Below are 13796 nucleotides of genomic sequence, written 5' to 3' on the forward strand. Positions count from 1 at the left end.
GTACGTTATTCTGCATTTATATTTTAAATGTTTTTCCTTGAAGCAGGTCTCTATCTAACTTCCCCTGTGCTTCGATAAATAAATTTCCTAAATATGTGTCTATTTTATCATTGAATTCATCATAATTGCCCGGTTTTGGTGTAAATTCTCCAAAAACCAATCCATTTTCGGATCGCAGAAAATCGATTCGCATAAAGGGGCTGGGAATCAGACTGCTGATTCTCTCTGCCATGTCGATTTCTTCCTTGGAGACTCCTTTGCCTTCGAAGGCTTTGTCCTCATATTTTCCTGTCTGGATGCGTTTCCCCTGTCCATCCCACCAGCAGTATTTCATCTCTGGCGTGCGGATGATTTCCAGGATAACGCCGACCTTGCCATAGAAGCAATAAAACTTCACATCGCGTCCAGAAACCTTGTTGGCCGTATCCTCGAGAATTAATTCTTCGATGCGCCAGGCATCCTGATCCACTTTATTTTCTTGCAGATCCTTTTCCATGCGATGCTTGAGTAAAGACCAGTTCGCCAATTTCTCTCCTGTCTTTACACTTATTATATCACTAGATGCATATACAATGTAAACTCCACGTCCTCCAGCGCCATTTGCCGGCTTGATAACAATATTTTCTTCCTCCGGCAGGGATTCTATCGTGTAGATATCCTCCGGGCTGCCAGGCGTGCGTATCGCTTGTTTTTCCATAAAGCGATACGCTGTCTGCTTATCGTCTAATTCGTATTCTGGGAGCGTTCCTAACAGCTGATATTGTCTGACACGCATATTCATGCAGGCGCGATAGGAAGCGACGTCCGCCAGGCTGACAGGGTCTTCCGTAAGTCCTGCGCGTGCCATGAATTCAGAAGCATGCCCTTTGGCTCCGGCTAATACTTTGGTGAAAATCCGCTGTTTAAAGGCAGTTTCTTCCTGCTGGAACTGCCGTGCAGCTGCCTCCAGCAAATCCCGGAAATGACGGTCTTCTAATTTTTTCTGCTCGATGCGTTTATCTAATTCCGCAATGATTTTTCCTTTGTCTTTCTTTTCTTTGATATATCTCCAAAGGGTATTATAATCAAATTGCTCGAGCGCTTTTTCGCGTTCTGCTAACTGCTCCTTCAACAAAACGGTTTCCGATTGATAGTGAAGAAGCTGTTCTTCCAGATAAGCGATATAATTATCTTTTTCTTTTCCGGAAGGAAGGAGTTTGCGAATAGAAGCTGTTTTTTGATACGTATTGCTTTTCATGATTTTTTTAATTTGTTTATCTGTCTTGGCAATACTTGCTTTGGTATCATCTACCTGCGCTTCTTTTTCGATAAGCTGATCAATCAGTTCTTCATACGATTTATCCTCTGGCATCTTCATGCCCTCCTTCCTTCCATTTGCCTGGAACGACAAAATTATCTTTCAGCATCTTTCTAAAGGCCTGCTCTTCCTCTATCCAATTGGATGCCGCCACTGGATAATAGCGGAGGCTATGGCTCTGTTCCTCAATCAGCTGTTCTCTGATTTCTATGCTCGCCGGATACCATGCGGCTGCCTGTCCCAGATAGCGGTGCAACCTCATTGCACATTGGCGCATATTGTATTCCGGATTATTTTTCTTCGGTATTTTATTAATAATGACCTTGGCTGCGGTTGTCTTGAGCTCCGGCACATAGCGCTGCTTCTCCTGAAAGATAAGTGGATTTTTGATAATAGTGAGCTGCGCTTCTGCTTTTTCTCCGTAAACGAGCATGCATACCTGCTCTCCATCTACGAAGTCCCTTACCTTGTGATGGATAAACTTGGATTGCTTCAAATCATATATCCCGCGCTGGATCAAACCAACCGTAAAGCCATTTTCCTTCAGCCATTTGATTTCCTTGCCTATCTCCGCATCATATTGGCGAAAATCTGCTATATACGCAACATCCACCTGATGCCGGGCTCCTTTTTCAAGCATCGGCTTCGGCACGGCAAATGGACGCTTCTGCTGCTGATACGGAAAATATACACCCTTTGCTTGCTGATGCATCCGGTTATGTGCCTCGGCATATTCCTTGCGTGCTCCCATAAGAAAGCCGTTATAGCCAAAGGAGGAATTCCCCGTTAACGAACCAGAGGATTGCATCGGGAAGGAAAGCGGCCCAGTCGGCAGATCCTTCACCTGCTCTGTTCCAAAGGTGAGCGCCAGCCGCTTTTTAAATTCACTGTCTGCGGCGAAACGCACCGCATCCCAATAGCCGACCTTCTCTAAAACTGGAATTCTCTGAAACATAATGGATGACATATTGGAAAAAATATATTTTCCCGGCATCCCCCTGCGATACAGATATAAATCCTCTGTCAGCCTGGCATGCTCCGATGTATTGGCGATAACAGATGGATTTTCCAGCAAATGTCGTGCCTGGATTTCTATTTTTTGCGGATGGGACCAGTCGTCCGCATCATTAATGGTCACGAATTCTCCTGTTGCTTGCTGGAGTGCGATATTTCTGGCTACGTACGGTCCTGAATTTGTTTCGGTTTGTAAGAGCTTAATTCTGCCATCCTGCTGCATCCATTCTTTGACCACAGCTGCGGTATGATCCGGACTGCAGTCATCGACAACGATGATTTCCAGATTTGTCCACGTTTGCTTTGTCAATGATCTTAATGCAACAGAAATGCCCGATTCCGAATTGTATGCTGGAATGATGACCGTAATTTTAGGCTGTTCATTCTGCTCTTCTTTTATCTGAATCGGGTGGGTGTCTAATTGATCATAGAGATAAGCGCCTGAGATTTCGTTATTGATATAAAGCGGCTCCAGCTGATACGCATGCAGCACTTCATTGATCCAATACAGGCGGTCCTCCTGTTTTCGGCACAGGTTGGCCAATGCCAGCAGTAAATCGGGATGCTGCGCTTGTTTCAGTGCTTCTTTAATCAGCTGTATCCCTTTTGCATGCTGCCCCAGTATTTTATAAGCTTCGGCAAGCAGGATGATAATACGACGGCGCACGTCTATATTCTGCTCTCCCTCGAGCGCAATTTCCAGATAGATGACGGCTTGCTCTGCACTGTTTGGAGTCAGTTTATTGGCAAACCAAAACCCCAGCTCCCATGCAGCTGCTTTGACAAGATACTTATTGTTGGATTGATACAGCATATCCTGTAAATTGCTGAGAGCGCGTTCTTCAAAGCCGAGGTCATATAAATAAGTTTTGACCGGCTTCAATTGGTTGATGGCGTCCTTCTGCTTATAAGAAGTGCTGTAGAGCTTTTTGATATTTCTCCGTCCCAGAGCATAGGAAGGCACTGCTTTTGCCAGCGAGATACCGTCCTTCTTCCAGCCGGCAGCCTTTTGCTTTAAGGTTTCTGCAAACAAAAAGGCAGACTTATAGCGTCTATAAGTCTCCTTTAATGCTGCTTCTTCTTTTCTTTTGGTATCGAGCTCTTCTTCTGCGTGCTGCAGACGTGTGTGAAGCTCGGTTTTATCGATTGGTTGTTTCATTTTCTAGACAACTCTTTTCCCATACACGGTCGGCATATGCCTGTTTGATTTCCGTTGCTGGAATAGTATTTTTGATTTCCTGCTGTATCTGTTCATCCGCCGGGAACCATGCTCCCAGCTGACCAAAGTATTCTTCGATATGCTTGGCGGCATTGTTTAGAGCTGCCTGATTGTCAGGTGCTTCTGTCAGTACAACCGCCAACTGCTTCGTCGTCAAGGTTGGCAGGTACTTCTGCTGATATTGGTACACGGTCGGCTTGATGCATACGGTTTTCTCCGCATCAATCTTTTCTCCATACACCAGCATCTGCAGACGATCTCCATCTAACTTTTGACGAATGCCTTCGTCGATTTTTTTCGGAAGCGCGAAATCATAGGCGTTGATTTGCACCAGGCCGATTCGGGTCCCTGTCGCTTGTAAGCAGTCGTTGAATACCTGCCAATCTGCTTCGTTCAATGCCCGAAAATCTGTGGCAATAACGACATCAAACTTCCGGAAACCCTCTGTTTTTTCTTCCTTGGCCGGCCACATTGGCTCCGGCACGGGATATGGCCGTTCCGTCATTGGATAAGTGTAGCGGACATCCTCTGCCCGTTGATGATGATTCTCCAATGATTCCACATACTCCTTGCGCACACCCATAAAGAAGCCGTTATAGCCAAAGGCAGAGCTTCCTGTTAAGGAGGTGACAGCTTGTCTTGGCAGGGATAACGGACCAGAAGCTAAGTCAACATAAGCCCGTGTGCCAAAGCTTTTTAACAAACGGCGTTTAAATTCGCCATCTGCAGCAAAGCGGACACTATCCCAGTAACCGATTTTTTCCAATACAGGCGCTCTGCGGAACATAATCGATGACATATTCGGGAAGATGTATTTTCCTGGCGTTCCCCTGCGATACAACGTCATCTCTTCGGTAATTCTCGCATGTTCGGAGGTATTGGCAACCACCTCTGTATTTGCTAATAGATGCTTCGCCTGAATCTCTAATTTGGAGGCATGCGACCAATCATCTGAATCATTCACGGTCACAAATTCGCCAGCCGCTGCTTCCAGGGCAATATTGCGTGCAATGTAGGGACCGCTGTTTTGCGGAGTCTGCATGACTTTAATCCGGCTGTCTGTTGCTGCATATTCCTGTACGATTTCCATCGTATTATCCGGGCTATGGTCATCGACAATAATTAATTCGATATGCTGCCATGTCTGCTCCAGAATCGATTCAATTGCTACCCTGATTCCATCCCCGGCATTATAGGCAGGAATAATGACAGAGATCAGCGGTCCATCTGAAATATTTTCATGTGTTTTGATGGTATGGAGGCCGTCATATTGGCCTGTTTCATCGGTGGCAATGTTATCCAGGTCATAGAGAGAAAATGCTTTATTGATATAGACAAATCGATCCTTGATATCCGCTTCTAAATTTGCTAACGCCAGATAGATATCTGCGTGTTCTCCTGCTTTTAAAGCGTCCTGTAAGACGTTTCTCGCTTTTTCACGCTCGCCCGTTTCATCCAGCAGCTCTGCTTTGATAATAGCGATACGGCGCTGCTGGTCCGGCTGCACTTCGCCTTCTTCGGCAAGCGGAAGATATTCTAATGCAATCGCCGCATCCTTTTCATTATATTGATTGGCATGCCAGAGTACTTTTTCCCAGGCTGCTGTTCTTTTTAAGGATGGATCGTTCGCTTCCTGTATATAGGCTTCTAAATCGGCTAAGCCTTTCTCGATAAAGCCCAGATTATATAAATGGAACTTGATTTGTTTCAGGCGCTGTCTCTCTGCTTCTTTTTTGCCGAGCAAGACGCGTTTGATGGCGTCTTTCTGCTGGTTGCTTAAGATGTTTAAGAGGTATTTGCGCTGTTTCTCTCCTAAAACCGAGTAGATAAACCAATCTACTGGTTCTGCCACTATTTTTTTAATAACTCCTGCCATTATGACACCACCATTTTTCATTCCGTTGAATTTAAAGCTTAAAAATTAACCTGTTTAGGTTGAAATTATTAATTTACTTTCTAGCCGTCGCTGCGGAAAAACACTACGCTTTCCGTGGGCTTGAGCTCAGCCTCCTCTAAAGAAGACTTAGCGATTGGCAAGCCGACAGGCGCAGACAGAGCTAAAGTCGCACTTATGCCCCGAGGGTAGAAAAAAAGAAGTTCACTTTTTTCTGCGGGGCCTTCACACGGCGCTTTTCCCGCAGGAGTCTCCGTGTTTTTCCTCCGCTGGTGGTCATTTCTAACCCCCAAATTTCTAACCCAAAATTATATTTCATTATTAAAAGAATTTCTTTTTAAATTATAGAATTACTTAATTCATTGCTTTATTTCTGTTCTGCGCTTTTTGTTTTTGCTGCGTTTGCTTTGACTGGTTGTTTGGCGTTGATGACTTTTGATTTTTTCTTTGCTGGCTTTTTTTGGACGCCCATGGCTTCGCGGTATTTTGCGACGGCTTCTTCTGCAGTGCCGTCGAATTTCACTTGGCCCTGTTCCATCCAGATGCCTCTGGTACATACTTTTTCGACAAAGCCCATGCTGTGGGATACGATGATGACTGCTTTGGCGTGGTCCATCATCTCTTGGATGCGGACACTGGCTTTTTCCTGAAAGGCAAGGTCGCCTGTTGACAGGGCTTCATCGACGATAAATACATCGGGCTTTAAAATTGCTGCAATGCTAAAGCCAAGGCGTGATTTCATCCCTGCTGAATAATGCTTTACCGGCTTATCGATTGCTTTTCGGATACCGGAGAATTCAATGATTTCCTCATATTTTTCATCCACACGTTCCTTTGGGATTCCTAACAGCATCGCATTTAAATAAATATTGTCTGTTCCGGTTAATTGTGCGTTAAAACCTGTACCGTAGCCGAGCAGGGAAGATGTCTGGCCATTTACCGTCAAGGTTCCCTCATCGGGTCTCAAAATATTTGTAATGGCTTTACAGAGTGTACTTTTCCCGGCGCCGTTATGCCCGATGATGCCGACGACTTCTCCTTCTTTAATATCGAAGCTGACATTTTTTAATGCCCAGTAGTCTTCTTTTTTATTTTGAAGCTTGAAGGAGATGCCGACATTTTCTGCTTTTACGATCGATTCCTTACCGACATTTGTTTCTGTCTTAGTCACATTCAGACTGCGTTTTTGCCTTCTTTGACGCGCAACGGGGGGAACCGTTTCTTTATAATGCTCAATGACGGTTTTGGGATCTCCAATTTCTTTGACATATCCATTGTCCAGCCAAATCAAGCGGTCACAGTTCTTTTGGGCATAACGCAGACTGTGGGTAACAATCACTACCATTTTCGCATTCGCAACCAGCTCCTTGAGCTTTGCTGCTGCCTTGCTGCCAAATTTCACGTCTCCTGTGTTTAATGCCTCATCCAAAATGAGGATTTCCGGCTGAAGGTGAGAGGCGACACTGAAACCAAGCCGCGCCTTCATCCCGCTGGAATAGTATTTCATCGGCTGGTCAAAAAACTGCCCAATCTCCGAGAATTCATGAATATCTTCAATATAATCATTAATTAATTGCTTATTAATGCCGAGCATCATTCCATTTAAATAGACATTTTCTCTTCCTGTCAGTTCTTTATTAAAGCCCATCCCGAAAGAGAAAAGAGCTGTTACATTTCCATCAACGTTCATTATTCCTTCATCTTGTGTAAGAATACCGGTAATGATTTTGCTCAACGTCGTTTTTCCGGCACCATTTGAACCGATAATTCCTAAAATTTCTCCCTGATAGCCGGTAAATGTAATATCTTTTAACGGCCACACCTTTTCCGATTTCTTCTTATTTTTTTTCTTCTTGAAAAGATTCGTCAGGGTCGATTTTAAATCATCGGCATGCCGGTTATCATGAAAGGATACGGCTATATTTTTCGAAACAACAACCTCTTCTTTCGACTGTTTATCGATTTTTTCATTATCATGATTTGACATAATAAAACCTCTTTTATCGCACGATAGCTTTTTATCTGAACCATGAGGTCATGCTCCAGTATTCTGTAAAACCCTCTCCCCGAAAAAGAGAGAGGGAATTTTTATCCTATGCTGCGTGCTTGATTCATTCCATTCTGCTAAAGGCGCATCATGGATTACAATGCTTTAATAATCTTGTGTTCGTTCTTACTGTAATAATAAATCATATAGACACATATTGCTAAGCTTCCAACAAAAATGATGCTCAAGCCTAGAAAGTCCGGTGCCCGATGAAACATTAAAATATCACGGTAGGATGTTACCAGTATCGCAATCGGATTAATATCGACAAAGAAACTGTATTCAGGAGGCAAGCGTCCGCCTTCCCAAATGATTGGTGACGCGTAGAAAAAGAGTCTCGTCACATAGCTGAGTAAATTATCAATATCCCGAATAAATATTGTAGCGTATCCTAATACAAGTCCCAGCATTAAGTGGAAGGTCAGCTGTATCAGGATTAGCGCTGGCAAATAGATAACATGCCAATCCGGAAAGACACCATATGCTATCAAAAATCCTGCAATGACAATTAATCCAAATCCAAAGTTAAATAATTGCGTCAGCGTAAAGGATATCGGAAATAATGATTTTGGCAAATAGACCTGATTAATAATCGAGCTGTACCTTAAAATCGATTTAGATGCTGAGTTCATGCTTGTCGATACCCATCTCCAGACAACTAAACCGACTACCAGGAATAAACCGAAATTTGGCCCTCCGCGATCTAAGATAATAACGACTAAGAAATAAAATACGAGTACGTTTAACAGCGGATCGAGCAGCCACCAGAAGTAACCGAGGTAGCTGTTTCGGTGCTCCGCTTTGAGTCCGGATTTTACGAGGTAGAAGAGTAAATCTTTTCTCCGTAAAATCTCTTGTATATAGTTTTTCATTATAATTTGACACCGCCTAATTGTTTCAACACTTTCTATTTATGGACATACTGCGGTTGTCCTGTCAGGAAAGTGATTTTTTCCATCTTTTAATTGTCAGGGGTCCTTATTAGAAGGATTCCTGAGCCTAGTTGCTATTATACACTAAAATGGTGTTGTTTTATAAAAATAGCATGAGTTGAATTAGATGCTGCTTTATAGCGATCGCTCCAGAAATACACTACGCTTTCCGCGGGCTTGCGCTCAGCCTCCTCGAAAAAGAAGTTCGCTTTTTCTGCGGGGTCTTCACCCTGGGACTGCGATTACTCGCCCCACCGAAGACCATTGCGCTTTCCCGCAGGAGTCTCCGTGTATTTCTTCCGCTAGTTATATATTCTAGTCATGGATTGTTCATTTCCATTATAAAAAATGAACGAATACGGTCTAATAACTCAACCTATTATAGCTATAAAACATCCCCTACTTCTTTGCATTCCATTTCAGTAAATCCCGGAGTGAGCGGGTTACGTAGTGGGAGAAGTAGTATAGGGTTTTGGGAAGGGTTTGCTGTTCTACTTCCCGGAATACGTACCAGTTTCTTTTGGCTGCTTTCCATTTGTTGCTGGAAATGGAGTTGCCTACGAGGCGGTACCTTGCGAGCACTTCTGAAAGTCCATAGGCAAAGTGGCCGTTTCTGGTGATTTCCAGCCAGAAAGCGTAGTCTTGTCTGGTACGGATATTGACCATGCGCCGTTCGCCTATTCTTTCACGATCTAACATGACGGTCAGGCAGCCGATGACGCAGCGTTTCATTAAATCCTCATACGTCACGGTTGCAGGGGCTGTGCTGATTGCACCGGTATCTGTGCCGTCTTCATTCATACGCACATACTGTGTGAATGAAAAGGCAACCCCGTTGTCCTGCATAAAGGCGAGCTGCTTTTCCAGCTTTTCCGGCAGCCATAAATCATCGCTGTCTAAAAAGGCAATATAGCGTCCTTTCGACTGATCCATAGCTGTGTTGCGTGAAATGGCAGAGCCTTGATTCGTATCTAATACGGTTAAATGGATACGTGCGTCTTTTTCGGCATAGCTTTTCACAATTTCGGCCGTCCGGTCTGTCGAGCAGTCATCCACAATATTCATTTCCCAATCCGAAAAAGTTTGTGCCTGCACCGATTCAATGGTTTCTGCAATAAACTGCTCGGAGTTATAGGTTGGCGTAATGACAGAGACTATCGGTTTGCTATCTCCCAAGTTGTTCACCTACTTCACTTCGTCCTATTTGTTTCCTAAACGCTGGTAAATGGCAATCAATTTTTCTTCTTCCGCTCTCCAATTCAATTGTTCCTGGACAGCTTTTTTCCCATTTTCGCCCATCTGTTTCGCTGCATCCGGATGATTTCTTAAATAATCCAGCGCATCCTTTATTTCTTGGTCATTATGGGGGTCTACTGTGATACCGCATCGATATTGATTGATAAAATGCTTCCAGACAGGGAAGTTGGAACAAATAATTGGAATACCAGCATTCATATACTCAAAGAACTTGGTTAATTCTTTCTTCATATAATGCTCTGTTTCCGGAAAAATCGCAACCCCTGCCAGCCAATTATGCTTCAAATAGGCTTTTTCAATTTCTTCTTTTGGAATGTATTGGTTCACTCCATTGATTTGAATCCGGTCTGACTGGCTGCCAGCAATGTGGTAAATTTCATCTGCGAATTCTGTGGAGCATTTACCAATATAATTCATGGTAATTTTCTCATCTATTAAAGGCAATTTTGCATGCAGAAATGCACCGCGCACATCTGTTACATTGCCCGTATAAATCAATTTATCTTCTATTTTTCCTTTGCGCTGATGCTTTATAAAAGCGGTGTTTACCATCGGATAATTTAACACACATTCCCCGTCCGGATAAATATCCTTATAATACTTTTCAGCAAGGATTCGTTCCATCTTTTTTGTGAAAAACTGCTCCATTTTCTTATATGCTTTGGCAGCAAATTTACGAAGCGGCTTCGGTAAATATTCTTTTTGCAGCATGCTCGTGATGTAGTCTTCATGAATATCATATATCACATGATTCCGGCGATTTTTAAGCAGCCATGCGACTGGCAGCAGCTCCGGGTCATGAAAATGATACACATCCGCTTTTAATTTTTTCGCCTGCTTATAAAGTGTCCAGGCGCCCTTGGTCATGCGTTCCCATCTGCTTTTGTAATCTTTGATTGGGATATGCTTGATGCCGCTCTCTCTATCTATTCCTGTTTCTGTTTCTTTGGCAATTAAGTATACGTCGAATCCAGCTTTTTTTAATGATTTACATTCCTTATGATAAATTCTCGGATCATGAGGATGATGTACTGTTGTTAAATGAACAACACGTTTTTTTTCATTCATTGCAGCTGTCCTCTCTATTGGTTATTCATCGTTATTGATCAATCGTTTGTTTAAAGAGCTTCTCATATTCTTTGACAATCTTCTCTGCACGGAAGGATACCGCTCGTTCCCAGCCTTTTTCCGTGACCTGGTTTCTTTTTTCATCATCCCAATGTAAAGCATCTTCCATTTGTGCAGCTAGTGCATCTGCATCTCCTACCGGTGTAATCACACCATATTTACCATTATCCAGGACTTCTGCTGCGCCCGGTCTGGCGTCGGTGGAGATAATCGGGATTCTGGCGGCGAGCGCTTCTGTCAGCACATGCCCGAACCCTTCTCTTTTGGAAGACAATACAAAAATATCTGCCTGATTAAAATAAACATATGGATTTTCCTGAAAGCCTGCAAAAAATACAGCGTCCTCTAGATGCAATGCTTTTACCTGCTTTTTCAGCTTCTCTTCCAGCTCTCCCTCACCAAGAATGACAAGGCTGGCTGAAATATTTTTACGTACTTTAGCAAAAGCTTGAATCAATGTCGCCTGGTCCTTATCGTCTACCAAGCGTCCTGCTGTAATAATCACTTTTTCTTTCGGGTCATGAAATATAGATTGATACTCCTCGGCAATTTCTCCTTGCTTCATCAAGGATTCTATATTTTCCACATCGACCGGGTTATAAATAACCTGTACCTTTTTCGGGTTTACTTTGTAGTTTTGAATGATATTCTGCCTTACCCCTTCAGAAAGAGCAACGACTTTTTTCGAAAATCGATAGGCCAATCCATATATTTTCAGGTTCGTATTTCTTTTTCCTTCTGTTCCTAATAACGCTGCTTCCCGGACAATATTTTTAGCTTTGTGACCGGACAGCAGTCTTGCTGCAATGGCAATGAGGTTATAGTTAGGAATGGTACTGAAGACAATATCGGGTTTTTCCTTTTTAATTATTTTGGAAAAAGGGATGATTCCCGAACGCAGTCTTCTGGTCGGCAGCTTGATAAAGGTGATTTCTTTTTTTAAGTATTTTTCATAATCGCCTTCATAATTCAAGGTAATCAATGTCGGCTCAAACTGCTCCAAATCCATGTTATTTAATAAATTGAGCATCGTTCTCGCCGCACCGCCGGAACCCAACTGATATATAAAGAAAAATATTTTTTTCTTTTCCCCCATTTTTTTCATTCCCCTGCAAAGTAATTTGTCGATATTTTACCCAGAAGCATTATAACATAGGGGTGCGGATAAATAAATTTTCGACAGTGACTATTTTGTGAAAAAAGGCTTGAGGACGGTTGCTGAAGCAGAAAAAATGAAACAAAGGGATGGAGGGCTTTGTTTCATTAGAAAGGAGGGCTTATTTGGGATGATGACTTTATAGCTTATGAATGCTATCATCGAAGAGCACTGGATCTTGAAAAGTATTTTCTCTTTTTCCTTGTAAATTTGTGATTCAATCTAGTTAGCAGAATGACAGCAAACTAAGCTTGTGCTATTTTAAAATAACATGAATAAAAAGCGCTCTACAGGGAATAGATATATATCACCCTTATTAAGAAATAGATGCTTGCTTGCATGAATATTATTTGACACAAAGCATTGATTGCTACTATAATAAGGGTGTAAAGAAATATTGTGCGATTTTCGCTTCAAGGGCGAATAAAAAAGTTGGGGTGGTTCCCAGCTTTTTTTTTGAAAAAACGCCCTCATTTATGAGGACGAAAAAATATTTTTATTTACGACAAGCACAACTTAATCAGAACAACTATATCTTTTGCAAGGGTGGTCAGACCTTTGATTATAGCTATTCTTTTTTGTTGCCTTTCTCGCTTTTTCTTCATTGTGCGATTTTCTTTTTGCCCCAAGGGGTTCACCTCCTTTCAGTTAGCTACTGCCAACTTGGGGAAGTTTTTGATTGCATAAGATACGTGCTTGCCCGCCTTATGCTTTTATAATTCCACCACAAAATATTAAGAAAAGTCCCAATGTTTTGTTTGAAAATAAGAAGTTATTAAATTTACCTGCATATAATAAAGAATGCAGACCACTATAAAGCCCGCATCCCCCTTCTACTTACTCTTCTTCTAATTTCCTTTTCATATACGCCAGCACATCTGCTTTTAAATCCGGTCTTCCCAGCGCAAAATCAATCGTTGCTTCAATAAAACCAAATTTATTGCCCACGTCATATCGATCACCTTCAAAATTATAAGCAACGACATCCTGTGTCTGATTGAGTTTCTTTAACGCATCTGTCAGCTGGATTTCATTATCCTTGCCTGGTTCAAGCGTCTGTAAAATAGAAAAGATTTCCGGTGTCAGAATATACCTTCCCATAATAGCCAAGTTGGACGGCGCTTCCTTCGCATCCGGTTTTTCAACTAAATCATGAACAAAGCTGGTTCTGCCTGTCGTCTCTTCTTTGTTTTTCGGGTCGATGATTCCATATTTCGATACATCCTCCCATGGAACGGAATGTGCGCCTATTACAGCCGCATGGTGTTCCTCATGGACATCAATCAGCTGCTTTAAGCATGGTTTTTCGGACACCACAATATCATCGCCAAGCAAGACAGCGAAGGCTTCATTGCCGATAAATGAACTGGCACAGCCAATGGCATGCCCGAGGCCAAGCGGTTCCTTCTGGCGGATATAGTGAATGTTTGCGAGTTTAGAGATGCTTCTGACCTGTTCTAATGTCTCCCAATCCTGCTTCTGCTCTAATTTTTCTTCTAATTCATATGATTTATCAAAATGGTCTTCAATCGCGCGCTTGCCTCTTCCAGAAATAATAATGATATCCTCTATCCCGGAGGCCACTGCTTCCTCAATAATATATTGAATCGTCGGTTTATCTACAATGGGAAGCATTTCTTTTGGCTGCGCCTTTGTTGCTGGTAAAAATCTTGTTCCAAGTCCTGCTGCGGGGATAATTGCTTTTTTTACTGTCATACGGCATCCCTCCAGTGTATTTTAATGAAATAAATCGCTTAGGTTACAATAAGTCTAACTACCATTTACTATACATCTAATTTAGATAATTGTATAATATGGAACAAGTAGATGTTACATGAATTTACATTTAAAA

At 42.5% G+C, this 13796-nt stretch carries 10 protein-coding genes; all 10 read right to left on the reverse strand.

Going from position 1 to position 13796, the window contains the following annotated elements; all coding sequences use genetic code 11:
* Window positions 1–16: 16 nt before the first annotated feature.
* The 10 genes from ACW0TQ_RS10875 to galU all read right to left on the reverse strand — a co-directional run bounded on the left by ACW0TQ_RS10875 (window position 17) and on the right by galU (window position 13660).
* Window positions 17–1351 carry an ATP-grasp fold amidoligase family protein gene (locus tag ACW0TQ_RS10875; protein ID WP_244882325.1) on the reverse strand — a complete coding sequence of 445 codons (1335 nt, stop codon included), beginning with the start codon at window positions 1349–1351 and terminating at the stop codon, window positions 17–19.
* Window positions 1338–3470, reverse strand: coding sequence for a glycosyltransferase (locus ACW0TQ_RS10880; RefSeq protein ID WP_341173345.1), 2133 nt, complete (start codon window positions 3468–3470; stop codon window positions 1338–1340). The genes ACW0TQ_RS10875 and ACW0TQ_RS10880 overlap by 14 nt, the downstream gene beginning before the upstream one ends.
* Window positions 3451–5406: a glycosyltransferase family 2 protein gene (locus tag ACW0TQ_RS10885; protein WP_341173346.1), complete on the reverse strand. Its 1956-nt coding sequence runs from the start codon at window positions 5404–5406 to the stop codon at window positions 3451–3453. Before ACW0TQ_RS10885 ends, ACW0TQ_RS10880 begins: the two co-directional genes overlap by 20 nt.
* Window positions 5407–5791: 385 nt before the next feature.
* A complete protein-coding gene (locus tag ACW0TQ_RS10890; RefSeq protein WP_212929171.1) occupies window positions 5792–7411 on the reverse strand; it encodes an ABC transporter ATP-binding protein in 1620 nt (539 codons plus the stop codon).
* Between the two features lie 155 nt (window positions 7412–7566).
* Window positions 7567–8343 carry an ABC transporter permease gene (locus ACW0TQ_RS10895; protein WP_042529596.1) on the reverse strand — a complete coding sequence of 259 codons (777 nt, stop codon included), beginning with the start codon at window positions 8341–8343 and terminating at the stop codon, window positions 7567–7569.
* Window positions 8344–8802: 459 nt separating this feature from the next.
* On the reverse strand, window positions 8803–9588 hold the full coding sequence (locus ACW0TQ_RS10900) for a glycosyltransferase family 2 protein (protein ID WP_425313010.1): 786 nt from the start codon (window positions 9586–9588) through the stop codon (window positions 8803–8805).
* Window positions 9589–9603: 15 nt separating this feature from the next.
* Window positions 9604–10728, reverse strand: coding sequence for a glycosyltransferase (locus tag ACW0TQ_RS10905; protein WP_455725656.1), 1125 nt, complete (start codon window positions 10726–10728; stop codon window positions 9604–9606).
* Between the two features lie 31 nt (window positions 10729–10759).
* Entirely contained in the window at window positions 10760–11884 is a 1125-nt protein-coding gene (locus ACW0TQ_RS10910) for a glycosyltransferase (protein WP_042529590.1), read from the reverse strand.
* 560 nt (window positions 11885–12444) lie between these two features.
* Window positions 12445–12573, reverse strand: a complete 129-nt coding sequence (locus ACW0TQ_RS10915) for a hypothetical protein (RefSeq protein WP_264299304.1) — start codon at window positions 12571–12573, stop codon at window positions 12445–12447.
* A 208-nt stretch (window positions 12574–12781) separates the two neighbouring features.
* Window positions 12782–13660 carry a UTP--glucose-1-phosphate uridylyltransferase GalU gene (galU, locus tag ACW0TQ_RS10920; RefSeq protein WP_042529587.1) on the reverse strand — a complete coding sequence of 293 codons (879 nt, stop codon included), beginning with the start codon at window positions 13658–13660 and terminating at the stop codon, window positions 12782–12784.
* Window positions 13661–13796 lie beyond the last annotated feature (136 nt).

It is taken from the genome of Oceanobacillus sp. M60, from assembly GCF_053839645.1.